General features: G+C 66.5%; 22 protein-coding genes. 11 read left to right on the top strand and 11 right to left on the bottom strand.

What is annotated here, in order from left to right:
- Positions 1-6: 6 nt before the first annotated feature.
- Positions 7-228: a hypothetical protein gene (locus AC1RPL_RS14685; protein WP_493070118.1), complete on the top strand. Its 222-nt coding sequence runs from the start codon at positions 7-9 to the stop codon at positions 226-228.
- Here the strand turns inward: AC1RPL_RS14685 and AC1RPL_RS14680 are convergent.
- From AC1RPL_RS14680 to AC1RPL_RS14660, 5 genes are all read right to left on the bottom strand, one after another.
- Positions 225-1,145, bottom strand: coding sequence for a bifunctional riboflavin kinase/FAD synthetase (locus AC1RPL_RS14680; RefSeq protein ID WP_493070116.1), 921 nt, complete (start codon positions 1,143-1,145; stop codon positions 225-227). The two genes, AC1RPL_RS14685 and AC1RPL_RS14680, sit on opposite strands and share 4 nt — an antisense overlap.
- A gap of 65 nt (positions 1,146-1,210) precedes the next feature.
- A complete protein-coding gene (locus AC1RPL_RS14675) occupies positions 1,211-2,383 on the bottom strand; it encodes a dipeptidase (protein WP_493070115.1) in 1,173 nt (390 codons plus the stop codon).
- Positions 2,383-2,865, bottom strand: a complete 483-nt coding sequence (locus AC1RPL_RS14670; protein WP_493070113.1) for a dihydrofolate reductase — start codon at positions 2,863-2,865, stop codon at positions 2,383-2,385. The genes AC1RPL_RS14675 and AC1RPL_RS14670 overlap by 1 nt, the downstream gene beginning before the upstream one ends.
- Before the next feature lie 188 nt (positions 2,866-3,053).
- Positions 3,054-3,935, bottom strand: a complete 882-nt coding sequence (locus tag AC1RPL_RS14665; RefSeq protein ID WP_493070111.1) for an alpha/beta fold hydrolase — start codon at positions 3,933-3,935, stop codon at positions 3,054-3,056.
- A complete protein-coding gene (locus AC1RPL_RS14660) occupies positions 3,932-4,726 on the bottom strand; it encodes a thymidylate synthase (protein WP_493070110.1) in 795 nt (264 codons plus the stop codon). Before AC1RPL_RS14660 ends, AC1RPL_RS14665 begins: the two co-directional genes overlap by 4 nt.
- Positions 4,727-4,855: 129 nt before the next feature.
- Between AC1RPL_RS14660 and AC1RPL_RS14655 the strand changes: the two genes are divergently transcribed.
- Positions 4,856-5,254 (top strand): JAB domain-containing protein, encoded by a 399-nt coding sequence (locus tag AC1RPL_RS14655; RefSeq protein WP_493070108.1) that lies wholly within the window; start codon positions 4,856-4,858, stop codon positions 5,252-5,254.
- On the opposite strand, the gene AC1RPL_RS14650 is transcribed toward AC1RPL_RS14655, so the two are convergent.
- The 4 genes from AC1RPL_RS14650 to AC1RPL_RS14635 all read right to left on the bottom strand — a co-directional run bounded on the left by AC1RPL_RS14650 (position 5,240) and on the right by AC1RPL_RS14635 (position 11,190).
- Complete coding sequence (locus AC1RPL_RS14650; RefSeq protein WP_493070106.1) at positions 5,240-6,007, bottom strand: class I SAM-dependent methyltransferase; 768 nt, start codon at positions 6,005-6,007, stop codon at positions 5,240-5,242. The two genes, AC1RPL_RS14655 and AC1RPL_RS14650, sit on opposite strands and share 15 nt — an antisense overlap.
- Entirely contained in the window at positions 6,004-7,131 is a 1,128-nt protein-coding gene (gene prfB, locus AC1RPL_RS14645) for a peptide chain release factor 2 (protein WP_493070104.1), read from the bottom strand. Before prfB ends, AC1RPL_RS14650 begins: the two co-directional genes overlap by 4 nt.
- Positions 7,132-7,208: 77 nt before the next feature.
- Positions 7,209-9,722 (bottom strand): penicillin-binding protein 1A, encoded by a 2,514-nt coding sequence (locus AC1RPL_RS14640; RefSeq protein ID WP_493070103.1) that lies wholly within the window; start codon positions 9,720-9,722, stop codon positions 7,209-7,211.
- Positions 9,723-9,975: 253 nt separating this feature from the next.
- Positions 9,976-11,190, bottom strand: coding sequence for an N-acetylmuramoyl-L-alanine amidase (locus AC1RPL_RS14635; protein WP_493070101.1), 1,215 nt, complete (start codon positions 11,188-11,190; stop codon positions 9,976-9,978).
- Between the two features lie 555 nt (positions 11,191-11,745).
- Between AC1RPL_RS14635 and AC1RPL_RS14630 the strand changes: the two genes are divergently transcribed.
- The 6 genes from AC1RPL_RS14630 to AC1RPL_RS14605 all read left to right on the top strand — a co-directional run bounded on the left by AC1RPL_RS14630 (position 11,746) and on the right by AC1RPL_RS14605 (position 19,168).
- Complete coding sequence (locus AC1RPL_RS14630; protein ID WP_493070099.1) at positions 11,746-14,421, top strand: Rne/Rng family ribonuclease; 2,676 nt, start codon at positions 11,746-11,748, stop codon at positions 14,419-14,421.
- Between the two features lie 160 nt (positions 14,422-14,581).
- The gene (locus tag AC1RPL_RS14625) at positions 14,582-15,940 is read left to right on the top strand and encodes a M48 family metalloprotease (RefSeq protein ID WP_493070097.1); all 1,359 of its coding nucleotides are present in this window, start codon (positions 14,582-14,584) and stop codon (positions 15,938-15,940) included.
- The gene (locus AC1RPL_RS14620) at positions 15,937-16,704 is read left to right on the top strand and encodes a DsbA family protein (RefSeq protein ID WP_493070095.1); all 768 of its coding nucleotides are present in this window, start codon (positions 15,937-15,939) and stop codon (positions 16,702-16,704) included. Before AC1RPL_RS14625 ends, AC1RPL_RS14620 begins: the two co-directional genes overlap by 4 nt.
- Before the next feature lie 79 nt (positions 16,705-16,783).
- Entirely contained in the window at positions 16,784-17,734 is a 951-nt protein-coding gene (locus tag AC1RPL_RS14615; protein ID WP_493070094.1) for an ABC transporter ATP-binding protein, read from the top strand.
- On the top strand, positions 17,731-18,504 hold the full coding sequence (locus AC1RPL_RS14610) for an ABC transporter permease (RefSeq protein ID WP_493070092.1): 774 nt from the start codon (positions 17,731-17,733) through the stop codon (positions 18,502-18,504). Before AC1RPL_RS14615 ends, AC1RPL_RS14610 begins: the two co-directional genes overlap by 4 nt.
- 10 nt (positions 18,505-18,514) lie before the next feature.
- Complete coding sequence (locus tag AC1RPL_RS14605) at positions 18,515-19,168, top strand: FABP family protein (RefSeq protein WP_493070090.1); 654 nt, start codon at positions 18,515-18,517, stop codon at positions 19,166-19,168.
- A 34-nt stretch (positions 19,169-19,202) separates the two neighbouring features.
- Here the strand turns inward: AC1RPL_RS14605 and AC1RPL_RS14600 are convergent, their stop codons facing one another.
- Entirely contained in the window at positions 19,203-21,056 is a 1,854-nt protein-coding gene (locus AC1RPL_RS14600; protein ID WP_493070088.1) for a CocE/NonD family hydrolase, read from the bottom strand.
- A gap of 53 nt (positions 21,057-21,109) precedes the next feature.
- Positions 21,110-21,856 (bottom strand): CPBP family glutamic-type intramembrane protease, encoded by a 747-nt coding sequence (locus AC1RPL_RS14595; RefSeq protein ID WP_493070086.1) that lies wholly within the window; start codon positions 21,854-21,856, stop codon positions 21,110-21,112.
- Between the two features lie 206 nt (positions 21,857-22,062).
- Between AC1RPL_RS14595 and AC1RPL_RS14590 the strand changes: the two genes are divergently transcribed.
- The 3 genes from AC1RPL_RS14590 to AC1RPL_RS14580 are packed head-to-tail and all read left to right on the top strand — an operon-like array spanning position 22,063 to position 25,923.
- Positions 22,063-24,327 (top strand): ferritin-like domain-containing protein, encoded by a 2,265-nt coding sequence (locus AC1RPL_RS14590; protein WP_493070084.1) that lies wholly within the window; start codon positions 22,063-22,065, stop codon positions 24,325-24,327.
- Positions 24,327-25,178 carry an MNIO family bufferin maturase gene (bufB, locus tag AC1RPL_RS14585; protein ID WP_493070083.1) on the top strand — a complete coding sequence of 284 codons (852 nt, stop codon included), beginning with the start codon at positions 24,327-24,329 and terminating at the stop codon, positions 25,176-25,178. The genes AC1RPL_RS14590 and bufB overlap by 1 nt, the downstream gene beginning before the upstream one ends.
- On the top strand, positions 25,168-25,923 hold the full coding sequence (locus AC1RPL_RS14580) for an HvfC/BufC family peptide modification chaperone (RefSeq protein WP_493070082.1): 756 nt from the start codon (positions 25,168-25,170) through the stop codon (positions 25,921-25,923). Before bufB ends, AC1RPL_RS14580 begins: the two co-directional genes overlap by 11 nt.
- Positions 25,924-26,041 lie beyond the last annotated feature (118 nt).

The raw sequence follows: 26,041 nt of genomic DNA, 5'->3' as shown, positions 1-26,041 counted from the left end.
TCCCATATGAACATTCCCGTCCAGCATTTCGGCCCCCGAGACGGTGACGAGATTGCCGATCTCGCCGGGCAATACCTGCTGCTTCCCGAGCGCGAGGCGCTGGCGCGGATCGATGCGCAGGTTGCCCGTGCCACCGAAGACTCGCGCTGGGACGATGTCAGCAAATGGCACCGGGTACGCTTCCGGCTGATCCGGCTGCAGCAGCAGGCAGCCCTCGATTCGCGCTAACCGAGGATCTCTCGCGCCTTGGCCGCATCGGCGGCGATCTGCGCGGTGAGCGCTTCCAGCGACTCGAACTTCGCCTCGGGGCGGAGATACTCGACCAGCTGCACTTCGATGGTCTGGCCGTAGAGATCGCCCGAGAAGTCGAAGAAATGCGGCTCGAGCAGCTCGACCGGCGGCTCGAAGGTCGGGCGGATGCCGAGGCTGGCGACGCCGCCGAGCACGCGGCCATCGGCCAGCCGTCCGCGCACCGCATAGATCCCGTAGGCGGGGCGGAGGTAATTGGCGAGGCTGAGATTGGCGGTGGGATAACCGAGCGTGCGGCCGAGCTGGGCGCCGGGCTGGACCACGCCCTCGATCGCGAAGGGGCGAGTGAGCAGGCGGGCGGCCTCGGCCGGCCGGCCTTCGCGCAGATGCGCGCGGATGCGGCTCGACGAGACGATCTCGCCATCGAGTTCGACCGGCGCCACCGTCTCGGCGGAGAAGCCGAGTTCGGCGCCCAATGCGGCCAGCGTGTTCACATCGCCCTCACGGCCCTTGCCGAAGGTGAAGTCGCCGCCGGTGACCACGCCGCCCGCGCCGATGCGTTCGACCAGCCGCTCGCCGAATGCGCGCGCGCTGAGCGCCGCCAGCTCGGCATTGAACGGGAATACCAGCATCGCATCGACGCCGGCTTCGGCGAGCAGGCGCTGGCGCTGGTCCATGCTGGTCAGGCGGAACCACGGGCTGTCCGGGCGAAAATAGCGTTGCGGGTGCGGATCGAAGGTGCCGACCAGCGCGGGCCTGCCCTCGGCGCGCGCACGTTCTACCGCACGGCCGACCACCGCCTGGTGCCCCAGGTGAAATCCGTCGAAATTGCCGAGCGCGACCAGTGCGCCCCGATAGCGGGGAGGGACTGCCGAGCCGCCGTCGAGACGCTCCATGGCGGGGGCTATAGGCGAAGCCTTGCCGCAATCAAATCCTCCCCCAGCGAGCTGGGGGAGGAATTCTAGTGCCCCGGCACGATCCCCGCGTGGATCACGCGCAGGACATTGCCGCCCATCACCTTGCGGATATCTTCCACCGAGAGCCCCGCATCCATCAGCCCCTGGGTGATCGCGATCAGCTGCGACGAATCCCAGCCGGTGGTCACCGCACCGTCGAAATCCGAGCCAAGCCCGACATGGTCGACGCCGACCAGCCCGCGCACATGCAGGATCGCGCGGACCACGTCCGCCGGCTGGGTGCCGCAGATCGCCGCGTCCCAATAGCCGATGCCGACCACGCCGCCGGTGCGCGCGACGCCCCTGATCTCGTCATCGGTCAGGTTGCGGTTGACCTTGCAGGTCGCCTGGACGCCGCCATGGCTGGAGACGACCGGGCGCTTCGTCGTCGCCAGGATCTCGGCGACCGTTTCGTGGCTCGAATGGGCGATGTCGACGATCATGCCGAGCTGCTCCATGCGCCCCAGCACCTGGCGGCCGAGCGGGGTGAGCCCGCCCTTGCGGACGCCGTGCATCGATCCGGCGACGTCATTGTCAAAGAAATGCGCCATGCCGGCCATGCGGAAGCCGGCGCCGTAGAGCTTGTCGAGATTGCCGATCTGGCCCTCCAGGTCCTGCAGCCCCTCGATCGAGAGCATGCCGCCGACCACCTTCTTGCCCGCAGCGCGATCGTCGAGCAGCCGGTCCAGATCGGCCGGTGTGCGGATCACGCGCAGCTTGCCGTTCGAACCCGAAGCGGCGCGATCGAGCTTGCGGGCGTGGAACAGCGAGCGCTCGAGCAGCGAGGTCCAGGTCTTGGGCGGCTGGAGCTGGGCGACAGTCAGCAGCGTGATGTTGTCGGTATCGCCGGGGTTCGAATCGTAATTCTGGTGCTTCGGCGTCTTGGTCACCGAGGAGAAGACCTGGAGCGCGTAATTGCCCTCGAGCAGCCGCGGCAGATCGACCTGTCCCGTGTTCGAGCGGTCGAGCAGGCTGCGGCGCCACATCAGCGTGTCGGCATGCATGTCGGCGATCTGCAGGCTGGCGTGGAGCTGCTTCGCCGCCTCGCTCGGCTTGGCGAGCTTGACCGGCACTACCTTGTTCATGCTGCCTTCGACGATCCCGGGCGCGAAGCCGAAAAAGCCCACGGCCGCCAGCACGAGGACTGCGAGCAGCCCCCAGAGGATCTTCCTTTTCATCACACCCGCTCCAGCGTCACGAAGCTGTAGGCAGGGCGCCCCGCTTCTTGCGCATAGTCCTCGCGTGCAACTTCGCGCCATTCAACCCCGAAAGCGGGGACGTGCGCGTCCCCTTCGGGGGAGGCATGGACTTCGGTGAGCTCGATCCGGTCGGGGATGAACAGCGCGAACACTTCCGCGCCGCCGATCACCGCGACGTCGGCGGGGCCCGCCATGGCGAGCGCTTTCGCCGGCGAATGTGCGACTTCGGCGCCCTCCGCACTCCAGCTGGTATCGCGAGTCAGCACGATGTGGCGGCGGCCGGGCAGGGGCACGGGGAAGCTCTCGAAGGTCTTGCGCCCCATGATCATCGGCTTGCCCATCGTCTGCGTCTTGAAGCGCTTGAGGTCGGCGGGCAGGTGCCAGGGCAGCTTGCCGTCCTGGCCGATCACGCCGTTGTCGGCGCGGGCGAGGTGGAAGGAAATCCGCTGTATTTCGGTCATCCGCCGACACAAGCAGATGAAATCTCATGTGGGAAGCGTGATCGGACCTTTGTCATTGAGAGGCAACTTCCTTTCCCCGGCGAAGGCCCGGGCCCAGACTGAGCGTGCGCGGCGAAGGCGCGCCAAGGCGCGTGACTTTCAACGACTGGGCCCCGGCCTTAGCCGGGGAAAGAAGGGCGCCAGACGGGCTATTCGGGCGTGTCCGCGCCCTTGCCGAACATCGTCTTCCAGACATCGGCATAGCGCGGATCGCGGATACCGGCCCCGTGATAGGGATTGGGGCTGTTCGCACCGAAGCCTGGGGGCAGGTCGAGCTTCAGGACATGGACCTGCGCATCGGGCAGGCCGAGCGCGGCATAGGCGGCCTGGATCAGCGGCACGGTCTTTTCGCGGCTGTTATAGGCGGCTTGCCAGCGCGCGATCGGGGTGGCGCTGGGCCCGGCGATCCAGGGGGCGGGCTTGCGCTGGGGGCCGCTGGTTTCCCAGGGGCTGGAGAAGAGCACGACCCGGCGGACCTTGTGACGCTTGGCGATCCACGCAGCCATCCCCGCGCCCTGCGACTGGCCGGCGAACACCACCGATTCCCATTTGAGGCTGTCGCCGTCGAGATAGCCGCCCCAGCCTTCCTTGGGCTGGCCGCGGTCGAGCAGGCGGAGCAGTGCGACGATGCGCGGCACGATCGCTTCCGCCTGCGGATTGGACACCGTCTTGGACTTGCCGGTGCCGAACACGCGCATCTCGCGAAAATCGCTGGCGCAGTCGGGATCGGGGTCGGTCGTGCAGACCTGCACTACCGCCGGCTCGTTATTATAGGTCAGCGCGATCGTGCGGTAGCCGAGCCCGGTAACGAAGCGCAGCAGATTGGCGTTATACTCGGCCTTGCCCGCGGTGCCGGGCAGGAACACCATCAGCGGCGCGTCCTCCGGCAGGTTCGATGCGGTGAAGATGTAGTTGGGATCGTCGAACGCCTTGACGTTCGGATCGGCCTTGGACGGCACGACCTGATAGCCAGTCACCGGATCGGCCGCCGGCGCCAGCGCCAGCAGGGCGAGCGCGGCGAGGCGGATCATATCGCCACCGGCGCCTTGATGTGCGGCTGCGCGACATAGTCGTGGATCACGAAATCCTCATATTCGTAATCGTTGATCGATGCCGGTTTCCGCAGGATTTCGAGGCGCGGGAGCGGGCCGGGCGTGCGGCTCAGCTGCTCGCGGGCCTGGTCGAGATGGTTCGAATAGAGGTGGCAATCCCCGCCGGTCCAGATGAAGTCGCCCACTTCCAGCCCGGTCTGCTGGGCAAGCAGATGGGTGAGCAGCGCATAGCTCGCGATGTTGAACGGCACGCCCAGGAAGATGTCGGCCGAGCGCTGGTAGAGCTGGAGGCTGAGCTTGCCGTTGGCGACATGGCACTGGAACAGGCAGTGGCATGGCGCCAGCGCCATGGCGTGGAGCTCGCCGGGGTTCCAGGCGGAGACGATCATGCGGCGCGAGGCCGGGTTGGTCTTCAGCGTCTCGATCAGCTCGGCGATCTGGTCGACATGGCGGCCGTCTGTCGCCTCCCAGTCGCGCCACTGCTTGCCATAGACCGGGCCGAGCTCGCCCGCCTCATCGGCCCATTCGTCCCAGATGCTGACCTTGCGCTCCTGCAGCCACTTCACATTGGTGTCGCCGCGCAGGAACCAGAGCAGCTCGATGAAGATCGAGCGCAGGTGCAGCTTCTTGGTGGTGAGGAGCGGGAAGCCCTGGCCGAGGTCGAAGCGCATCTGCGCCCCGAACACGCTGCGCGTGCCGGTGCCGGTGCGGTCCATCTGCTCGGCGCCGTCATGGAGCGCCCGGGCCATCAGATCGAGATATTGCTGCATGGCGCCCAGCCTAGCCCTGCGCCTCCGCGCCGCCAAGCTGTGGATGCTATGTCCATTGTGGACAAATGCCCCTCCACTCCGGACGCGGTCGCGCTTCGGTGTGGTAACCGGGGGTGGCAGGCGCCATGGGTGTTGTTCGGCGTGCCTCCAAGCCCCTGGCGGCTCCACGACGCCACGGCGGCGGGGGCACTGTTCGCGCCGATGGCGCACGAGCAGGTGGAGGTGCTCGCGTTTGTCTATCTTGGCGCGGAGCAGCAGGTGCTGGGCATGCGCCATGCGCGCTCGGCGCACCGCGACCGGCTCGATCTGCCGATCCGCGAGATCGCCGCCGATGCGCTGGCCTTCCACGCGTTCGGGCTGGTGATGGCGCACAATCATCCGAGCGGCGATCCCACGCCCAGCCAGGCCGACCGCGAGGCGACGCGGCGGCTCGCCCGCGCGCTCGATCCGCTGGGCGTCCAGCTGCTCGATCACCTGGTGGTCGCCGCGCGCGGCATCACCAGCTTTCGCAGCCTAGGGTTCCTTTGAGTCACTCGGCATCGCCGCCGGCGCCGCGGTCTTGCCGCTCTTGCAGGCGCGGATCACGCTGGGCTCGGGCCGTTCGCCGCCCGCCTCGAAGATCGCGATATAGCCGCCGGCCGAGGGCATCGGCTTGAACGAAACGAGGGTGTAGCCGACAGCGGCGAACTCGCATTTGAGCAGTTCGGGCGGGGTGCCGTGCAGCTCGGTCGGCCGGTTGGCATCGACCACGACGACCTGGCCGCCCGGCGCAAGTGCCGGCCAGAGCCGCCAGAGGAACTCGTACGGGCTTTCGATCTCATGGTACATATGGACCATCAGCACGCGATCGAAGCTGTTCTCGGGCAGGCGGGGATCGGCGGGCAGGCCCAGGCGCACGCTGACATTGTCGAGCCGCTCGCGGATCACGCGGCCGGCGAGCTTCTGGATCGTGTCGGGCACGATATCCTCGGCGACGACGCGGCCCTTCTTGCCCACGCGGGCCCCCAGCCGGATCGTGTAATAGCCTTCGCCCGCGCCGATATCGGCGACGGTCATGTCGGGCCTGATGCCGGCCAGGTCCATCACCTGCGCGGCTTCGTTGAGCCGGTCGCGGGCCTCTTCGGTGGACCAGCGCGGCGACCGGATCGAGGCGACCGGACGGTCGGCAGCGGGGAAGCCGCTATTGGTGGCAGGTGCGCTCTGCTGCTTGTTCTGGATCACCGGCGCGCCGCTGCAGGCGGCCAGCGCGATCGTCAGGAGCAGGGCGTGGCCCGATCTCAATCGACATCCTCCACTTCGACCGCTTCGCCGGTCACGCGCTGGGATAGCGCAGCCGCCATGAACGCGTCGAGGTCCCCGTCGAGCACATCGCCCGGCGCGGTGGACGTCACGCCGGTGCGCAGGTCCTTCACCAGCTGATAGGGCTGGAGCACGTAGCTGCGGATCTGGTGGCCCCAGCCGATATCGCTCTTGGTGGCATTGGTCGCGTTGGCCACGGCCTCGCGCTCGGCCAGCTCGCGCTCATAGAGGCGGGCGCGCAGCTGGTTATAGGCTTCGGCCTTGTTCTTGTGCTGCGAGCGCTGGTTCTGGCACTGCACGACGATGCCGGTGGGCAAATGGGTGATGCGCACCGCCGAATCGGTGGTGTTGATGTGCTGGCCGCCCGCGCCCGATGCACGATAGGTGTCGATGCGCAGCTCGCTCTCGTTGATCTCGATCTCGATATTGTCGTCGATCACCGGATAGACCCAGATCGACGAGAAGCTGGTGTGGCGGCGCGCGGCGCTGTCGTACGGGCTGATGCGGACGAGGCGGTGCACGCCGCTCTCGGTCTTGGCATAGCCATAGGCGTTCTCGCCCTTGACCAGCAAGGTGGCGGACTTGATGCCCGCCTGCTCGCCGGCATGATAATCGACCAGCTCGACCTTCAGTCCCTGGCGCTCGGCCCACCGCGTGTACATGCGCTGGAGCATGCCCGCCCAATCGTTGCTCTCGGTGCCGCCGGCGCCCGAGTTGATCTCGATATAGGTGTCGTTGGCGTCGGCCTCGCCCGAGAGCAGGGCCATGACCTTGTCCTTCTCGGCGCGTGCAGAGAGTGCGGCGAGATTGGCGGTGCCTTCGCTCGCCATTTCCTCGTCGCCTTCCGCCTCGGCCATCTCGATCAGCTCGGCGGTGTCGTTGAGCTCGCTCTCGATCGCGCGCGTGGCGCCGATCGCCTCGTCGAGGCGGCGGCGCTCGCGCATCACGTCCTGCGCGGCCTTGGCGTCGTTCCACAAGGTCGGGTCCTCGACGCGCGCATTGAGCTCGTCGAGCCGGCGCAGCGCGCGATCCCAATCGAGGAACCGGCGGAGCAGCGCGAGCGACTCCTTGATGTTGTCGACATGAGCCTGCGCTTCGGCGCGCATGGGTTTTCTCCAGATACTTCAAATGGCGGTTCGAAAACCGCGACCACTAAACGCAAGATAGGGACGAAGGGCGCCCGCTAGTAGATTCCGCCCTCGCGTTGCAAGAAATCGCTGTCGCCTTCCTGCTTCTTCGGCTCGGCCTTCTTCTCGACTGCCTTGGTTTCGGTGCCCTCGTCCGGCCCGCGGCGGCCGCGGCGCTGCTCGGTATCGGGCTTGAACGCTTCCCAGATCACCGGCGACAGCGGGTCGTTGCCCGGCCACGCGCCGGTCACCGGCTTGCCCGAGGCGCGGTCGATGCGGACCATGCGAATGCCCTGCGGCGCAGTGAAGGCGACCTTCTCCATGTCCTTGAAGGCGGGGATCGCGAATTCCTTGAAGATCGGCGCCGCGATCGAGCCGCCCTGAGCATAGCCGCCCAGATTGGTCGGCGTATCATAGCCGAGATAGAGGCCGCCGATCATCTGCGGGGTGCCGCCGACGAACCACACATCGGTCGGGCCCGAGGTGGTGCCGGTCTTGCCCATCATCGGGCGGCCCAGATCGCGCAGCACGGTCGCGGTGCCGCGCTGGACGACGCCCTCGGCGATATGGACCATCTGATAGGCCGACAGCGGATCGAGCACCTGCTTGGCGCGGCTCACCGGGCGAGGCATCGCGCCGCCCTTCCAGTCGGGCGCGTTGCAGCCTTCGCAGGCGCGCCAGTTCTCCGGCCACACCACGGCACCCTTGCGGTTCTGGACGAAGTCGATCAGCGACGGGTTGAGCGCCCGGCCATGGTTCACCAGGATCGAATAGGCGTTGACCATGCGCAGCACGGTCGTCTCGCCGGCGCCCAGCGCATAGCTGAGATAGGGCGGGAATTTCTGCCGCGACACGCCGATGCGCTGCATCAGGTCGGTGACGTGGTCCATGCCCGCCTGGTTGGCGATCTGCACCGTCATCAGGTTGCGCGATTGCTCGATGCCCCAGCGCAGCGTCTTGGGGCCGGCGCCGCGGGCATTGCCGAAATTCTTGAAGCACTTCTGGCCGAGATTGGCGCCCTGCCACACGCAGAAGGGGCCATCGACCACGATCGAGGCGGGGGTCATGCCCTGCTCGAGCGCGGCGGCATAGACGATCGGCTTGATCGTCGAGCCCGGCTGGCGCTGCGCCTGGGTGGCGCGGTTGAAGCTCTGGATGCGCGAATCGAAGCCGCCCTGCATCGCCAGGATGCGGCCGGTGCGCGGATCCTCGATCACCATGCCGCCCGATACCTTGGGGATCGAGCGCAGCGCCCATTGGCTCCCGGCCTCCGGCGCCACCGCGACGATGTCGCCCGGCTGGAACGCGTCGAACGCCTGGCCGCCCTTGCCGCGCACCGGCATGGTTGCGGCCCATTTGGGGATGGTGCCGGTGGTGCCGTCGTCGAAGCCGATCTGCCAGCCATCGCCCGCGCGCGCGATCAGCACGCCAGCGCGCCAATCCTCGTAATCGAGGCCGATATTGGTGTTGAGGAACGCCTGGAGCCAATTGTCGGTCGAATCGACATGGCCGACCGGACCCGACCAGCCGCGGCCGCGATCATAGCGTAGCAGCCCATCGCGCAATGCCTTCTGCGCATATTCCTGGAGCTTGGGATCGAGCGAGGTGCGCACCCAAAGGCCGCCCGAATAGACCGAATAAGGCCCGCTCTCATCGGTCTCGCCGAACTTGTCGAGCAGCTGCCGGCGCACTTCCTCGGTGAAGTAGCCGCCGACACGCTCGAGCTTGGGCGTCTGGCGCGGCACCGTGCCGAGCGGCGCCGCGACTGCCGAATCATGCTGCGCCTGGTCGATGAAGCCGTTCTCGAGCATCTGCCCGAGCACCCAGTTGCGCCGGTCGAGCGCGCGCTGGGTGTGGCGTTCGGGATCGTAATTGGACGGGCCCTTGGGCAGGATCGCCAGATAGGCCATTTGCGGCAGGCTCAGCGCGGCGAGCTCCTTGCCGAAATAGGCCTGGCTCGCCGCCTCGACGCCACCGGCGTTGCGCCCCAGCTCGATCGAGTTGAGGTAGAGCTCCATGATCTGCTGCTTGGTGAGCACATCCTCCATGCGCCAGGCGAGGATGCCCTCCTTGGCCTTGCGCAGATAGCTGCTCTCGTTGCCGACGAGCAGGTTCTTCGCCACCTGCTGGGTGATCGTCGAGGTACCGCGCGGCGTCGAGCCGCTGACCAGTCCCTGGACGGCAGCGCGGATCAGGCCCGGGAAATCGACGCCGTGATGTTCGAAGAAGGTCTTGTCCTCGGCGGACATGTACGCATCGACGAGCAGCTTGGGATATTCGGGAAAGCTCAGCTGGACGCGGCGCTCGCGCGCATAGCTGTGGATCGGCAGGCCCTCCGCCGAGCGGACATTGGTCGGCAACGGCGGCTCATAGTTCTTGAGCGTGTCGACCGAGGGCAGGTTGCGCGCGATGAACAGCCAGACCAGGAACACGAACAGGCCGAAGAGCAGCGCCAGCACCGCGAGGATCCGGAACCACCAGCGGTGGCGCACGCGACTGAACAGCCCCTTGAAGCCCCCGATCTCGCGCTTGATGCGCATCTTTACGCTGGAAGGTGAACCGTCGGACATGCGGCTCGCGGTTTAGCAGGATTGGGGAGCGAGGGAAGCCGGGAGTCGCTGTTCGCCTGGCGCCTCATCCCGTCATCCCCGCGAAGGCGGGGATCCAGAGTTACAGGGGACATCGCGCTGTCAACCTGGATCCCCACCTTCGCAGGGATGACGAAGGAGGGCAATTACCTCCAAAATGGAATAATACCGCCCCCGGAACCACTTCCCGCCGCACCCTCTATAATGAGCCCGGAGGGGAGTTCAGGGGATGTACCTAGCGGGACGCAAGTGTCCGCGACGCCATGCGCGTCGCGAAATGGATTTCCACGGCCTTGCGCACGCTCTCGGCCACTTTCCTGCGCCCGTCGTCCGAGGCGAGGAAGGCGGCATCGCCGTCGTTCGAGATATAGCCCGTCTCGAACAGCACCGAGGGCATGTCCGGCGCCTTGAGCACCATGAGCGAGGCCATGCGGTGGTAATTGGCCTTGATCGGGATCAGCGGCTGGGCCTCGCGGCCGAGCAGCCGGGCGAAGCTGGCCGAGGCGTTCATCGTCTCGCGCTGGGTGAGGTCGATGAGGATCGAGGAGATGTCCGGATTCTGCGTGCCGAGATCGACGCCCGCGATGATGTCGGCCTTGTTCTCGCGCGCCGCCAGCCGGGCCGCTTCCTTGTCGGAAGCGACTTCGGACAGCGTATAGACCGTCGCACCCGAGGCATCGCCATTGCCGGCGCTGTCGCAGTGGACCGAGATGAACAGGTCGGCGCCCAGCTTGCGGGCCAGGCCATAGCGCTCCTGGAGCACCAGGAAGCGATCGTCCTCGCGGGTGAGCGCCACGCGCACCCGGCCCGAGGCGAGCAGTTCCTTCTTCATCGCCAGCGCGGCCTTGAGGGTGAGGTCCTTCTCGCGGAGCCCGCCTGCACCGATCGCGCCGGGATCATGCCCGCCATGCCCGGCATCGATCACCACCAGCGGGCGGTCCGCGGCCCCATAGATTCGCGGCAGCGCGGCGGACGGCGCGCGGCGCGGCAGCGCGATCGTCGTGCTGTAGCTGCTGCGGCTGGAGGCCTGCACATAGGAGAAGGGCGGCAGGAAGTTCATCCGGCGCTCGGCGGCGGCGCGGGCGAACTGCGCATCGTCCACGGTGCGCAGCTGGAGCGTGAGCGTGCGGCCGTCGCTGCCGAACTTGCCTTCGGTCACGATTGCCGGCCGTGCGAGATCGAGCACGATTCGCGCGCCCTCGGCCCCTTGCGAGCCCTGGCGGATGCTAGTCACCGGGCCTTCCGCATAGGCGCGGCTGCCCGGCTCGGCGCCACGCGCGTCGAGCACGATGCGTTGCGGCCCGGCAAGCACGAAGGCGCTCGCTTCGGTAACCGGCGCGTCGAAGCGCACGATCACGCGATCGCCCTTCACACGCACTTCCTGCACGGCACCCGCCCAGCTGGGAACTCCAGTTAGCCAACCGGAGAGCAAGGCGAGCAGGAACAGCACCCGCGCGGTATGCCGCGACGGGACTGTGGGGGTCCAGCCCAAAACCATGATTTGATACTCTGAGTTACGCGTCTGCCCTGACGAGACCGGACTAGAGCGCGCCCCTCAAATCGCAGTGAAACTATGCGGTTAATTTCGGATTCGGCATATTTTTGCCGGCAAGGCGGCAAATAGTTGCCGGGGGCATTGCCGGTTAGTCTGGTAGAACGGGCCAAGGTTGCCGCGCCGCTACTGTAATGCTAGGCAGGCCTCGCCGGCCCTTGCGCCGGGCCTTTCTCGCGGCCACATCCGCCGCGACAGTTCAGGTTGACGCTCGCATGAGGCAATTTCCGCAACGTCTGCGATCCCAGGCCATCCGGCCGGGGTGCGCGATGACGTCGGAGTCAGCGGACCACCGGTTCGCGCGTGCGCATCGAGCAGCAGCAGTTTTCGAAACCTGCGAGACCGCAGCCGGTGAATCCGCCGGCCAAGGCCGCATTGTATATCGCGCGCCTGCGCGAGCCCTCCGTCACATAAATACAGAGGGCTTGGGCCGGCGCGCCCGGAGAATAATAAATGACCATGCGTATGCTGATCGACGCACGGCACCGGGAGGAAACCCGCGTAGCCGTCGTCAAGGGAAACCGGATCGAGGAATTTGATTTCGAGTCCGCTGAGCGCAAGCAGCTCAAGGGCAACATCTATCTGGCCAAGGTTACCCGCGTAGAGCCGTCGCTCCAGGCGGCGTTCGTGGATTATGGTGGCAACCGCCACGGCTTCCTGGCCTTTAGCGAAATCCATCCCGACTATTACCAGATCCCGAAGGAAGATCGCGAAGCGCTGCTGCGCGAAGAGGCCGAGCACGCCGCCGAAGAGGCCGCGCTGCGCGCCGAGGAGGATGGCGACGACGACGATCATCTCGACGGCGATGACGGCGTCGAAGTGCTCGAGCGTTCGCACGACGACGAGGACGATCACGATCATGAGGATTCCGAAGGCGAAACTTCGGAAGGCGAGAGCGAAAGCGATGATGGCGGCCGTGGCCGCGGTCGCCGCGGCAAGCGCCGTGGCGGGGGTGGGGGCGAGGACAGCCCGGCCGAGGCCCTGCGCCAGCGCCGCATGAACCTGCGCCGCCGCTACAAGATCCAGGACGTGATCCGGCGCCGTCAGGTGCTGCTCGTCCAGGTCGTCAAGGAAGAGCGCGGCAACAAGGGCGCAGCCCTCACCACCTATCTCAGCCTCGCCGGCCGCTATTGCGTGCTGATGCCCAACACCGCGCATGGCGGCGGCATCTCGCGCAAGATCAGCTCGGCTTCCGATCGCAAGCGCCTCAAGACGATTATGGCGGACCTCAAGCTGCCTCCGTCGATGGGCTGCATCGTTCGCACCGCGGGCCTGCAGCGCACCAAGGTCGAGATCAAGCGCGACTTCGACTATCTGGCCCGGCTGTGGGACGGCATTCGCGAGGAGACGCTCAAGTCGACCGCGCCGGCGCTCGTCTATGGCGATTCGGACCTGCTCAAGCGTGCGATCCGCGACATCTATAATCGCGACATCGACGAAGTGATCGTCGAGGGCGAGGACGGCTATCGCCAGGCCAAGGACTTCATGAAGCTCCTGATGCCGAGCCACGCCAAGAAGGTGAAGCAATATGCCGACGCGGTGCCGCTGTTCCAGCGCGCCGGCGTCGAGGACCAGCTCTCGGCGATGTACAACCCGGTCGTCCAGCTGAAGTCCGGGGGCTACCTGGTGATCAACCCGACCGAGGCGCTCGTCTCGATCGACATCAACTCGGGCCGCTCGACGCGCGAGCACAATATCGAGCAGACCGCGACGGCGACCAACCTCGAGGCCGCGCACGAGATCGCCCGCCAGCTGCGCCTGCGCGACATGGCCGGCCTGGTCGTGATCGACTTCATCGACATGGATCATGGCTCGAACGTCCGTAAGGTCGAGAAGGCGATGAAGGAGGCGCTGAAGAACGATCGCGCCCGCATCCAGGTCGGTCGCATCTCGGCCTTCGGCCTGATGGAGATGAGCCGCCAGCGCCTGCGCACCGGCGTGCTCGAAGCCTCGACCGTGCAGTGCCCGCATTGCGAAGGCACCGGCCTGGTCCGCACCGCGTCGTCGGCCGGCCTCTCGGCGCTACGCATGATCGAGGACGAGGCCGCCCGCGGCCGCGGCTCGGTGATCACGCTGCGCGCGAGCCAGGAAGCCGCCTTCTACGTGCTCAACAAGAAGCGCGCCGACATCGCCGAGATCGAGGACCGCTACGGCGTGACCGTCGAGATCCTGTCGGACGGCGAGCTCGAGGGTGCGCGCATGTCCGTCGAGTGCTCGGGTCCGCCGCCGGCGCACGCCCCGCGCTTCGAGAAGCTGGTCGAGGAGCCCGAGGACGACGACTATGTCGAGGAGCTCGACGAGGAGGAAGAGGAACTCGAGGAAGAGGCCGAGACGGACAACCGTCGCCAAGGCCGTGGCGAGCGCCGTGACCGCGACGAGGGCGAAGGCAATGGCAAGCGCCGCCGCCGCCGCCGTGGCCGTGGCCGTGGCCGCCGCGAGGAAGGCGAAGGCGCCGAGGGTGAGGCCGAGGGCGAAGCCGGCGACGAGTCCGATGTCGTCGAGGCGGAAGCCGAGGGCGAGCGCGAGGAAGCTGCCGGCGCCGAGGGTGAGAGCCGTGAGAATGGCCGCAAGCGCCGTCGCCGTGGCCGTCGTGGTGGCCGCCGTGGCGATCGTGTCGAGGGTGGCGAGGAAGCTGCCGAGGGCGATGCCCCGGTGAGCGACGTCGCCGAGATGGCCGAAGCCGAGCCCGCACCGGCCGCGGAGGAGGCTCCGGCCAAGCCGAAGCGCTCGCGCCGCAAGAAGGCCGATACCGTCGAGGCGGAAGCCGCACCTGTGCTCGAGGCTCCGGTCGAAGCGGCTCCAGAGTCGGTTGCCGAGGAGGCAACGGCCAAGCCCAAGCGTAGCCGCGCCAAGAAGAAGGTCGAAGCCGCCGAGGCCGAGCCCGCGCCGGTCGTGGTCGAAGCACCGGCGCCCGAGCCGCTCGCGGAAGAAGCGCCGGCCAAGCCCAAGCGCAGCCGCAAGAAGGCAGTGACTGCCGAGGCAGTGCCGGCTCCGGTCGAGGAAGCCGCGCCGGTCGCCCAGGACCTTGCTCCCACAGCCGATGCGGAGACCGCAGAAGCAGGCGAGGAAGGCACCAACGAAGACGGCACGCCGCGCCGCGGCTGGTGGCAGCGCACCTTCGGGGCCTGATCCACGAGCCTGAGAAAAGGCCAAGAGATAAGGGGCGCCGGTCGACAGACCGGTGCCCTTTTCTTTGCCTTCACTTCCGAGGCTTCACCGGTGGTTCATGCGCCGGCCGTCACCGCCAACGCCATTGATCGCAGGTAGAAATAAGGGGATACGGACGGGCATGAAGCGTCTTTACGCCTTGTTGTCGGCAGCCCTGCTGCTCTGGGTCCAGCCGGCCGTCGCCCAGTCCCTGCTCCGCGACGCCGAGACCGAGGCCTTGTTTAACGACATGGCCAGGCCGCTGTTCGTCGCGGCCGGGCTCTCGCCCGCCAATGCCAAGGTCGTGCTGATCTCCGATCCGTCGATCAACGCCTTCGTCGCCGGCGGGCAGGTCGTCTATGTCCATTCGGGCCTGATCAACGCCGCCTCGAGCGCCAACGAAGTGCAGGGCGTGATCGCGCACGAGATCGGTCATATCGTCGGCGGCCATGCCGTGTTCCAGAATGACGGCGGCTACACCAACATCACGATCCTGAGCCTGCTGCTCGGCGTGGCGGCCATGGCGGCGGGCAGCGGCGACGCCGGCGCGGGCATCCTCGCCGCCGGCACCCGCGCCGCGATCGGCAAGTATCTCGCGTTCAGCCGAATCCAGGAAAGCTCGGCCGATGCGGCGGGCGCCAAGTTCCTCACCGGCGCCGGGATCAGCGGCCGCGGCATGCTGAGCTTCTTCGACAAGCTCACCGCCGAGATGCACCGCTACGGCTATTACAGCACAAACCCCGAAGTCGATCCCTTCGCCCAGACGCACCCGATGTCGCAGGACCGCGTCGAGACGCTGAAGGCGGACCTGATGAATTCGCCGAGCTGGAAGAAGCCGAACGATCCGGACCTGGAGATCCGCTTCAAGCGCGTCCAGGCCAAGCTACGCGGCTATGTCAACGATCCCAAGGATACGCTGGCCAAATATCCGCCGAGCGACAACTCGGTCTATGCGCATTACGCCCGCGCCTATGCCTATCACAAATCGGGCTATCCCGAGCAGGCGGCGGCGGAGACGCAGACGCTGGTGAAGGGCGCGCCCAAGGATCCCTATTTCCTTGAGCTCGAAGGGCAGATCATGCTCGAATCGGGCGATCCCAAGGGCGCGATCGGGCCGCTGCGCGAAGCGACGTCGCTGTCGGGCAACGCGCCGCTGATCGCCGCCACGCTCGGCCATGCGCTGCTCGCCACGGAGGACAAGGCCAATCTCGACGAGGCCGAGCGCGTGCTCAAGACCGCCGTGGCACGCGACAATGACAATCCCTTTGCCTGGCTCAACCTGGGCACGGTCTATGATCGCAGGGGCGACGAGCCGCGCACCGCGCTTGCCACGGCCGAGCGGGCGCATCTGATGGGCGATGTCGGCACTGCGCTGATGAGCTCGCGCGCCGCCATGGCCGGGCTGCCCCAGGGCTCGTCCGATTGGGTGCGCGCCCAGGACATCAACATGGTCTCGCAGACGGCGTGGGACGAAATCCGAAAGAAGAAGAAAGACCGATGATCGAGCGGCTTTTGCGGTCTCCGCTGGCGCTGGCCGGCGCGTTCGTGCTGTGCGCCTTGCTCGGGGCAGGGCTGTTTGCCGCGATCCAGGCTATGCTTCCCCGTCACGGCCAGTCCGAGCAGATGGTGCATGACTATATCCTCGGCCATCCCGAAGTGCTGATCGAATCGGTCGATCGCTATAATGAGCGCGAGCGGAGCAAGGCCGAGAAGGCGCAGTCCGATGCCGCGCAGCAGGCGCTGGCCGCGATCGGCCCGCGGGTCGAGACGCCCTATGCCGGCGCCTTTGCCGGCAATCCCAAGGGCGATGTCACCGTCGTCGCTTTCATGGATTATGCCTGCGGCTATTGCCGGGCGAGCCTGCCGGCGATCGAGCAGCTGGTGAAGACCGATCCGAAGGTGCGGATCGTCTATCGCGAGATCCCGGTGCTCGGGCCCGACAGCGTGGTCGCCGCGCGCTGGGCACTGGCCGCGGCCGAGCAGGGCAAGTTCCTCGCCTTCCACAATGCCCTCTACGCACTGGACGGGCCGAGCACGGCGAACATCGCGGCGGCGGCGAAGGTGGCGGGGCTCGACCTCGCCCGCGCCCGGGCGGCGATCACGTCGAGCGCGGTGGAGAGCGAACTCGCCTCGAACGGCGATCTCGGCGGCAAGCTCAAGATGACCGGCACGCCCACCTGGGTGGTCGGCAAGCAGGTGCTCTACGGCGCCCGCGACTATCCCGGCCTCGCCGCCGCGGTGGCTGCGGCGCGTACGGGAAAATAGCGGCAAGCTTTTTGTACCGACCGGTTGCCGCGCCGCGCCGGGAGCCCTACTTAGCGGTCCTTTCCCGGCCGGGGGCACCATGACTTCCATCCTTTCGATAAACGGCGTGAGCAAGACCTATGGCTCAGGCCACAAGGCGCTCGATCATGTCGATCTGGAGATCCGCCGCGGCGAGATCTTCGCTCTGCTCGGGCCGAACGGCGCGGGCAAGACCACGCTGATCTCGATCATCTGCGGCATCGTCACGCCGAGCACCGGCACGATCCTGGTCGATGGCCATGACGCCGTGCGCGATCCGCGTGCCGCGCGCTCGAAGATCGGGCTGGTGCCGCAGGAGATCGCGGTCGACATGTTCTCCACCGTCGGCTCGGCGCTGCGCTTCTCGCGCGGGCTGTTCGGCAAGGCGCCCAACCAGGAGTTCTGCGACCAGGTGCTCAAGGACCTGTCGCTATGGGACAAGCGGAACGCCAAGATCATGGAGCTGTCGGGCGGCATGAAGCGCCGCGTGATGATCGCCAAGGCGCTGAGCCACGAGCCCGACATCCTGTTCCTCGACGAGCCCACCGCCGGCGTCGACGTGTCGCTGCGCCGCGACATGTGGAAGATGATCGGCAAGCTGCGCGAGCGCGGCGTCACGATCATCCTGACCACCCATTATATCGAGGAGGCCGAGGAGATGGCCGACCGCGTCGGCGTGATCGACAAGGGCAAGCTGCTTCTGGTCGAGGACAAGGCCGAGCTGATGAAGAAGCTCGGCAAGCGCGAGCTCGACCTGAGCCTGATCGATCCGATGACGGCGATCCCCGCCGGCCTGGAGGAATGGCATCTGAGCCTCGAGGATGAAGGGCATCGCCTCCGCTACACCTTCGACGCCCAGGCCGAACGCACCGGCATCCCCTCGCTGCTGCGCAAGCTGAGCGAGATGGGCATCGCGTTCAAGGATCTCGACACCAGGAAGTCGAGCCTGGAGGACATCTTCGTCGGGCTGGTCGAGCACCGCGAAAGCTCCAATGAGGGAGTCGCGGCATGAGCGGCATCAATGTCCATGGCATCTGGGCGATCTACAAGTTCGAGATGGCGCGCACGCTGCGTACCCTGTGGCAGTCGATCGTCACCCCGGTGATCACCACGTCGCTTTACTTCATCGTGTTCGGCACCGGCATGGGCAGCCGCATCCCGTCGATCGAGGGCGTGCCCTATGCCAGCTTCATCGTCCCCGGGCTGATCATGTTGTCGCTGCTCACCCAGAGCGTCGCCAATGCCTCGATCGGGATCTATTTCCCCAAATTCACCGGCACCGTGTTCGAGTTGCTCTCGGCGCCGATCTCGGCGGTGGAGCTGGTGATCGGCTTCGTCGGCGCTGCGGCGACCAAGTCGGTGGTGATCGGGTTGATCATCCTGCTGACCTCCGGGCTGTTCGTGCCGCTGAGGATCGATCACCCGCTGGCGATGCTCGCCTTCCTGCTGCTCACCTCGATCAGCTTCAGCATGTTCGGCTTCATCATCGGGATCTGGGCCAAGGGCTTCGAGCAGCTGAACCTGGTGCCGGCGCTGATCCTGACGCCGCTCACCTTCCTGGGCGGTAGTTTCTATCCGCTCAGCTTCCTGCCCGATCCGTGGCGCACGGTGAGCCTGTTCAATCCGATCGCCTATCTGATCAGCGGCTTCCGCTGGGCGTTCTTCGGCGAAGTCGGCGATATCGACGTGCGCTGGAGCCTGGGCTTCATCGCCGGCTTCCTCGCCCTATGCCTTGGTCTTATCGTCACGATCTTCCGCACCGGCTATCGGTTGAAAAACTGAGGGCCACCACATGACGCCGTTTCCACTCGATGTCTTCACCGAGCCGTCGGACGTCGATCCGAACACGCTCGCCAATCTCGGTCCCCTGGCGCGTCTTGCCGGCCGCTGGGAGGGCACAAAGGGCATCGACATCAATCCTAAGGCCGAGGGGCCCGAGCAGCGCGAATTCATCGAGCGGATCGAGTTCTTTCCGATCGATCCCCAGGCGAACGGCCCGCAGCTCCTCTATGGCCTGCGCTACCATATCCACATCACCACCGTGGAGGAGGACATCACCTTCCACGACCAGGTGGGCTATTGGCTGTGGGAGCCGGCGACGGGCATGATCCTGCAGACGCTGGCGATCCCGCGCGGCCAGGTCCTGCTCGCTAGCGGAAAGGCTTCAGCCGACGGCAAGACGATCCGCGTCGAGGCGACCCGCGGGCAGACCAATTACGGCATCTGCTCCACCGATTTCCTCGAATATGCGTTCCGCACCGATGCCTATACGATCGACATCGTCTTCAACGACGATGGCGGCTGGAGCTACGACATCCACACCAATTTGGCGGTGAAGGGCCAGGGCGACTTCGACCACCACGACCGCAACACGCTGCACCGCATCGGCGAGGCCAAGCCGAACCCGTGGGCGCAGATCCTGGCGGCCAAGGGGCAGGTCGCTTAGCTCTCCTCCCTGCAAGGAAGGGGATGAGTGCACTCTAGTTCACCACCGGCAGCATGATCGCCGAGCCGGCACACACCTTCTGCGTCGCCTTCTGGTAATCCCCCGGCTTGGCCTTGTAGATGTTCGGCACGAACGTCTGCGGGTTGCGGTCGATCACCGGGAACCAGGTCGACTGGATCTGGACCATGATCTTGTGGCCCTTCTTGAAGACATGGTCGTGGTCGCGCAGCCCGATCGTCCAGTCGGTCACCTTGTTCGGCGTGAGCGGCGTCGGCTTCTCCATCGACTCCAGATAGCGGCCGCGGCGGATCTCCATCGCGATTGGCAGCTGATAGCCGTTCAGTCCCTTGGCATAGGCACCCAGGGTGACCGGGTTCCTTTCATAATCCTCCGGGAAGACGTCGATCAGCTTGACCACGAAGTCACTGTCCGTGCCGCTGCTCGCGGCCATCAGCTCGGCGGTGATCTTGCCGGTGACGGTCAGGTCCGCGTCGAGCGGCGCGCTGGTGTAGCTGAGCACGTCGGGGCGATATTCGACGAAGCGCTGGTCCTCGGCTTCCCACCAGCGCCAGTCGGGCGTCTTGTAGGTCTCCGACATCGGCCGCGGACGGAACGGCACCGGGTTGGCGGGATCGGAGATATATTCGCGGCAGCCCTCGCCCGGTGCCGGCGCGTCGAACGAGACGCTGCCATCGGCGCGCAGGTACAGGCTCTTGTTGCTCGCGGTGGCGAGCGGCCACTGGTTGTAGGTCTTCCAGGTCCACGAACCCGACTGGAAGCTCTTCATCCGGTAATCGGGCTTGGCACCCTTGCCGTGCAGCCAATAGGCGAAGAACGGCGCCTCCACCTGCTCCATGAACTGGGTGCCGCTGTCGATGCCGAAGGGGATCCGGCCCAGGGCATTGGCCGGCGAATGCCAGGTGCCGTGCGCCCAGGGGCCGGCGACCATCAGCGACAGGTTGTTCGGATCATTCTCGCGCTGCTTGTCGAAGATCTGCCAGCTGCCCCAGGGGTCTTCCTGGTCCCAGTATCCGGCGACGTTGAGCGTCGGCACGGTGGTCTTCTTCAGCGTGTCCGACCAGCGCTGCTTCTTCCAGAAATCGTCATAATCGGGATGGTCGATCATCTCCTGGTAGCGCGGCACCCGACCCTTGAAATACTTGGCCTCGATGTCCGCCGGCGAGCCTGCCTTCAGGAACCACTCATAGGTATCGTAGCGGTCGTACAGCGCGATGCCTTCGCTGGTCTTGTCGGCCTGCAGGCTGTTGACCCAGTCGCTGGCATAGGTGAGCCGCATCGCGCCGTTGCGGTGCAAATCGTCGCTCATCCAGTAATCGATCCAAGCCGCTTGCGGGCTCACTGCCTTCAATGCCGGGTGCGGACGGGCGAGTGCGATCGCTGCGGTGAGGCCGGGATAGGACACCCCCCACATGCCGACCTTGCCGTTGTTCGACTTCACGTTCTTCACCAGCCAGTCGATCGAATCATAGGCGTCGGTCGCTTCGTCGACAGCGCCCTTGCCGGTCTTGATCTCGGTGGAGAGGGTGAACGGGCCGCCCTCGGAGCCGAAGCGGCCGCGCATGTCCTGGAACACGAAGATATAGCCGTCCTTGCCGAGCGCCGCCCAGCTGGCGGGGACGTTACGCGGTGCGGCGCCCGGTACGCCGTACGGCGTACGCTGGAAGAGGATCGGCAGCGGACCGGTCTGGCCCTTGGGGCGCATGATCACGGTGTGCAGCTTCACGCCGTCGCGTGCCGGGATCATCACCTCCTCGAAGGTGAAGGCGCCGTCGGCCTGTGCCGCCGGGGCAGGTGCCGTCTGGCGTGCCGGCAGGGCGGCGAGCGGCGCGGCGGCGACCGCCACGGCAAAGAGACTGACCAACCGCATGCGAACCTCCCGGAAAACTGGATGCGGGAGGGGTAATCGGTGGGTTGCCGCTGTCAATCGGTTCGCGGCCGAAACCGCCGCTGGATCGCGGGGCGCAGGATCAGCGCGTTGAGGTTGGTCAGCAGATGCAGCACGATCGGGAAGGCGAGGCCCATCGCTCCGACATAGCAGAACGCAAGTGCGGCGGCGATGATGCCGGTAAGCACTATGCCCAGCCAGCCCTGATACCGGTGCAGCCAGCCGAACAGCAGGGTCGCAGCGAGAAAGCCGGTCCAGGCGGGCGCGCCGCACAAGGCGAGCAACAGCGGGATGTAGAGCCGGAAGCAGATCTCCTCGCTCACCCCGGCATTGAGGATCAGCGGCAGGATGTGGAGCATCTCGGCGCGATTGCGCGGCAGCATCGGCGTGATGTCGAGCGCGCGCGACGGCTTTCGCGGCTTGCGCCTGCGCAGGAGGAGGATGGCCGCGCCTATCGCCGCGCCGCCCAGCGCCCCGCCGGCTGCCGCGGCGAGAAATGTCCCGTCCGTCAATGCGAAGACAGGGGCATAGGGCAGCAGCGGCCGGAACTCGGCGGGAAAGCGCCGCAGCGCGTCGATCCGGCCGAGCAGCGCCAGGCCGGCCAATGGCATGCCGAGATAGAGAGCGCAGGCCTTCATCGCACCGCGCAGGAAGATGCGCTGGCGCCGACGCGTGTCCTCGATCTTGCGGAAGCGCTCGAAATTGCGGCGGTCGTTGCGCTGGAACCAGGCGAGCAGCGCCGTGGTGGCGATCAGCAGCATCGGCGGCATCAGTGCATGCATCGTCACCCCTCCCTAAGCGGCGGCGGCATAGCGGACCAGGCTTGCCAGGCAAGTGCGCGGCGATTCTCAAGAAGAACGTAAATTGACCAGAAACCGTAACAAATATCGCATGCAACTATATCGGTTCTATCGTTGATTGACGGGCCAATAGTGTTGGTGGAACTCAAGCGCATCGCAGTTCAATGCGAAAGCTTGGGGGAATTGTCATGCATCTGACGCACGTTGCCGGCGAACTGTCCGCGCGCCCTCTGAAGTTCCTGGATACCGACACGCTGGTCGTGCGCTGGATCGCGCAGGCTGCGGTCAATGTCGAGCTTTTCACCATCCCGCTCTACATGACCTCGCTCTACTCGATCACCGGCATGCATCCGATCACCAGCCAGGGAAACAGCTTCTACAAGGGCCGGCAATGGCCCGGCGCCAAGACCAGTTCGGCGTTCGAGCACAAGCCCGGCAAGAAGGGCTGGGGCAACAAGAAGGCGTTCAACATCGTCTTCTCGGTGTTCATCCAGGAGATGCTCCACCTGCAGATGGCGGCGAACCTCGCCACTGCGGTCGGCGCCGTGCCCAACTTCACCGCCACCACACTGCAGGACGGCGACCATGGCTGGACCTGCTATGGGCCCAAGCTGACTGCGATCCCGGGCGTCGTCGACCTGAAGGACACCAACCGGTTCAAGGACGTCGCGGTCAATGTCGGCCCGCTCGACGAGGAGCGGATCAAGCTGTTCCTCGCGATCGAGCAGCCGCAGGAGACCGCCGAGAAGGACATCGTCCGCAACAAGGAAAAATACTTCCCCAAGGTGCCCTTCAAGGAGACGACGGTCGAGACGCTCGACGCCGGCATCATGTTCGGCTCGATCGGCTATATGTACCAATGCTACCGCGACTATCTGCTGATCAAGTATGAGGACGGCACGCGGCTGTGGGACCATGTGATGGATGCGTCGGGCCAGCAGAACGACCTGTTCAACAGCTTCAGCTTCCCCGGCCATCCGATGCGCGAGTTCATGGGCTTCGAGACCACTATCGCGCTCACCGATCCCGAGATCGCGCTGCGCCAGGCGCTCAACATGATGAACGCGATCACCGACCAGGGCGAAGGCGCCACGCTCGGTGCGCGCTATGACGAGAAGGGCCAGCGGCTGAAGGACGGCGACGAGAAGCTGGTCCAGGGCGCGGTCAATCCGCATTACTGCCCGGACCGCGACGCGCTCGCCTCGGACTATCCAAGCTATTCGCAGGACGGCAAGCTGATCCCCTCGGCCGACGCGGCGGCGCGTGCCGGCAATGACGGCGTCGATCATTATACCCGTTTCCGCGAGATCGAGGATATCTGCGGCAGCGGCGGGCTGGAGACATGGGACCAGTCGCCCAAGATCGGCAAATGGGTGGGCAAGGACCTTACCACCGAAGGCTATGATCCGAACGACAATCCTTACGGCCTCGCCTCGCCCGATCAGATCGCGGCGGCGCTCAACAGCCTGAAGAATGGTGCCGAGGCGGCGGCCAATTTCCAGAAGATGAGCCAGGCGGTGTGCGGCTCGATCAAGGGCGTCACCACGGTGCTCGACAAATACTGGAACCCTGGCAGCGCCACCGTGGCCTTCCCCTTCCCGTCGATGTCCGGCTCGGGCGACCGCATGTCGACTGCCTGGGCGGTGTTCGGCGCGACGCCGGATCTGTCGGTGGGCGTCGGCCAGCCGAACACCAACATCGTCAACCATGCCTGCCAGGGCCTCGACCTGGCCGAAGTCGGCGGGAAATGGGGCACCAACGGCTGCGCCGAGACATCGATCTACCACACTTGCCGCGGCTCGAACCTGTGCAAGGGCCAGGGCGGTTGCGGCTTCGTCCAGCTCACCAGCGGCGGCGGCAGCTGCGGTGGCGCGGGGGGCAGCTGTGGCGGCGGCTCCAAGACGGCGAACACGCCCAAGGCCAGCCCGGTCGCTGGCGGCAGCTGCAACGCGCAGCCCGCGGTCGTCGGCGGTGGCTGCTCCGCGGTGACGCTGCGCAGCTATGGCGGGGTGTGCGGAACCCCGACGCCGTCGCCCACGCCGAGCGGGCCGATGTACACTGCGCCCAGCGACAATATCTGCGGCGGCTTTGGCGGCTGCGCGGTGCCGCTCTCGGCGCTCCAGCTCTATCCCAAGTCCGGGACGATGGCGGTCTATGCGCTGGTCGGCAGCTCCAAGCCGGTGCTGTGCGGCGGGCCCAAGCCGCCGGCGGCACCGGGCGCCGACAAGAATCTGTGCGGCACGCCGTCGCCGTCGCCCACCCCGACGCCTGCGGCATCGAAGCAGATCGACACGATCACCTTCAACGAGGGCGACAAGGTCGAGGACATCGCCTTCCAGGCCTTTGCCAAGGTCGTCGCCTACAAGGTGAACGGCGATCCGAACAAGCCGGTGGAAGGGCTCGTCCAGCAGGCGCCGAACGACCTGCGGCTCGCCTATCCGCCTTCGACCTGATGGCTACGCCCCGGCTTGGCCTGCCCAATCCCGGCGACGGGCTGGGCCTGCGCGAGGAGCATTTCCCGCATCTTATGTCGACGCCCCCGGAGAACTGGGGCGTCGACTGGTTCGAGGCGATCACCGAGAACCTGCTCGATAATTTCGGCTATGGGATGCGCGTGTTCGAGCATGTCGCGGAACATCGCCCCGTGGTGCTGCACGGCGTGTCGCTGTCGATCGGCAGCACCGCGCCGCTCGACATGGCCTATCTCGCCAAACTGCGCGATCTCGCCGAGCGCTTCCGCCCGCTCTGGATTTCCGACCATCTCTGCTGGACCGGGGTCCAGGGCGTGAACAGCCACGACCTGCTGCCGATGCCGCTCACCGAGGCGGCGCTGGAGCATGTCGCGGAACGGGTGCGCGCGGTGCAGGATTTCCTTGGCCGCCCGCTGATCGTCGAGAACCCGAGCACCTATCTCGAATTCCGCGCCAGCCAGATGCCCGAGGTCGAGTTCCTCACGCGCCTCTGCGACTTGACCGGCTGCGGGCTGCTGCTCGACGTCAACAACGTCCATGTCTCGAGCTTCAACCATGCGCTCGATCCGCTAGCCTATATCGACGCGGTTCCGGCCGATCATATCGTCCAGGTCCATCTCGCGGGGCCGAGCGACCATGGCACGCACCTGATCGACACGCATGATTCGCCGGTGCCCGATGCGGTGTGGCCGCTCTATGCACGGCTCTGGGAGCGGTGCGGGCCGGTCGCCACGATGGTCGAATGGGACGCCAATGTCCCCGCCTTTACCGTGGTCGCCGCCGAGCTTGCCCGGGCGCGGCGGGCGCGCGAGGGGCTGCCGCTTGCCGCATGAACTCGCCGCGCTGCTGGATTGGATGCAGGAGTCGGTCCTCGCCGCCTCCGGCCACGACGCCCGCGCGCATGTCCGTGGCGATAACCGGCTGACTGCGGAGGACCGCGTCCACATCTATGCCCGCGGCTATCGCCAGCGGTTGGTCGAGTGCCTCGAAGCCGAATATCCGCTGCTTCACGCGCTGTCCGGACCGACGGCATTCGGGCTGTTCGCGCAGGGCTATATCGCGGTGCATCCCTCGCAGAGCTACACGCTCTATGATTTCGGCACGGGCTTTGCCGACTGGCTGGACGGTGCGCGCCCGCCGGGCGGGCCGCAGGATGTCGGCGCGATCCCCGCCGCGCTGGCGCGGATCGAGCGGACCAAGGCGGAGGTCCATCGCGCCCGCGGGATCGAGCGGATCGCGCCGCGCGCCTATCCGGGGATCGAGCCGGCGATCGCGGAAGTGCTCGCATTGGCGGAGGTCCGCCGCTGGTGGCGGCCGGACAGCGTGCGGCTCCTCGCGCTGCCCTTCGATTTCACCGAGATGCTGGCGACCGGCGAGCCGGTGCCGCCGCGCGCGGAGCTGTCGTTGCTCGCAGTGGCGCGGGCGCATTACCGCGTCTCGTGCCATCCGCTCGAGCCGTGGCAGTTCGACTGGCTGTCGATGCTGTCCGGCGATCCGGCGGAGGCGCAGCCCGAGGAACCGCGGCTGGCGGGGTGGCTACCGTTTGCGGCGGCGCATGGGCTGGTGGTGGGGGCATAACCAAATCCTCCCTCGCGAAGCGGGGGAGGGGGCGCGCGCCAGCGCGTGGTGGAGGGGGTACGCTATCGAGAGGGGGTAACCCCTTCCACCACCGGCTACGCCCTTCCCCGGAGCGATG

Source organism: Sphingomonas sp. GW821-FHT12D09, from assembly GCF_058807215.1.
Note: the sequence above shows the minus strand (reverse complement) of the source record. Positions and strands in the feature narration are given on the sequence as shown.

Excerpts from the sequence above, each read along its gene's own strand:
- AC1RPL_RS14665 (WP_493070111.1), bottom strand. The coding sequence starts at position 3,935 with ATGATCCGCCTCGCCGCGCTCGCCCTGCTGGCGCTGGCGCCGGCGGCC.
- AC1RPL_RS14610 (WP_493070092.1), top strand. The coding sequence starts at position 17,731 with ATGAGCGGCATCAATGTCCATGGCATCTGGGCGATCTACAAGTTCGAG.
- AC1RPL_RS14680 (WP_493070116.1), bottom strand. The coding sequence starts at position 1,145 with ATGGAGCGTCTCGACGGCGGCTCGGCAGTCCCTCCCCGCTATCGGGGC.
- AC1RPL_RS14605 (WP_493070090.1), top strand. The coding sequence starts at position 18,515 with ATGACGCCGTTTCCACTCGATGTCTTCACCGAGCCGTCGGACGTCGAT.
- AC1RPL_RS14620 (WP_493070095.1), top strand. The coding sequence starts at position 15,937 with ATGATCGAGCGGCTTTTGCGGTCTCCGCTGGCGCTGGCCGGCGCGTTC.
- AC1RPL_RS14670 (WP_493070113.1), bottom strand. The coding sequence starts at position 2,865 with ATGACCGAAATACAGCGGATTTCCTTCCACCTCGCCCGCGCCGACAAC.
- AC1RPL_RS14630 (WP_493070099.1), top strand. The coding sequence starts at position 11,746 with ATGACCATGCGTATGCTGATCGACGCACGGCACCGGGAGGAAACCCGC.
- AC1RPL_RS14600 (WP_493070088.1), bottom strand. The coding sequence starts at position 21,056 with ATGCGGTTGGTCAGTCTCTTTGCCGTGGCGGTCGCCGCCGCGCCGCTC.
- AC1RPL_RS14640 (WP_493070103.1), bottom strand. The coding sequence starts at position 9,722 with ATGTCCGACGGTTCACCTTCCAGCGTAAAGATGCGCATCAAGCGCGAG.
- AC1RPL_RS14660 (WP_493070110.1), bottom strand. The coding sequence starts at position 4,726 with ATGCAGCAATATCTCGATCTGATGGCCCGGGCGCTCCATGACGGCGCC.
- AC1RPL_RS14675 (WP_493070115.1), bottom strand. The coding sequence starts at position 2,383 with ATGAAAAGGAAGATCCTCTGGGGGCTGCTCGCAGTCCTCGTGCTGGCG.
- AC1RPL_RS14615 (WP_493070094.1), top strand. The coding sequence starts at position 16,784 with ATGACTTCCATCCTTTCGATAAACGGCGTGAGCAAGACCTATGGCTCA.
- AC1RPL_RS14625 (WP_493070097.1), top strand. The coding sequence starts at position 14,582 with ATGAAGCGTCTTTACGCCTTGTTGTCGGCAGCCCTGCTGCTCTGGGTC.
- AC1RPL_RS14595 (WP_493070086.1), bottom strand. The coding sequence starts at position 21,856 with ATGCATGCACTGATGCCGCCGATGCTGCTGATCGCCACCACGGCGCTG.
- AC1RPL_RS14590 (WP_493070084.1), top strand. The coding sequence starts at position 22,063 with ATGCATCTGACGCACGTTGCCGGCGAACTGTCCGCGCGCCCTCTGAAG.
- bufB (WP_493070083.1), top strand. The coding sequence starts at position 24,327 with ATGGCTACGCCCCGGCTTGGCCTGCCCAATCCCGGCGACGGGCTGGGC.
- AC1RPL_RS14685 (WP_493070118.1), top strand. The coding sequence starts at position 7 with ATGAACATTCCCGTCCAGCATTTCGGCCCCCGAGACGGTGACGAGATT.
- prfB (WP_493070104.1), bottom strand. The coding sequence starts at position 7,131 with ATGCGCGCCGAAGCGCAGGCTCATGTCGACAACATCAAGGAGTCGCTC.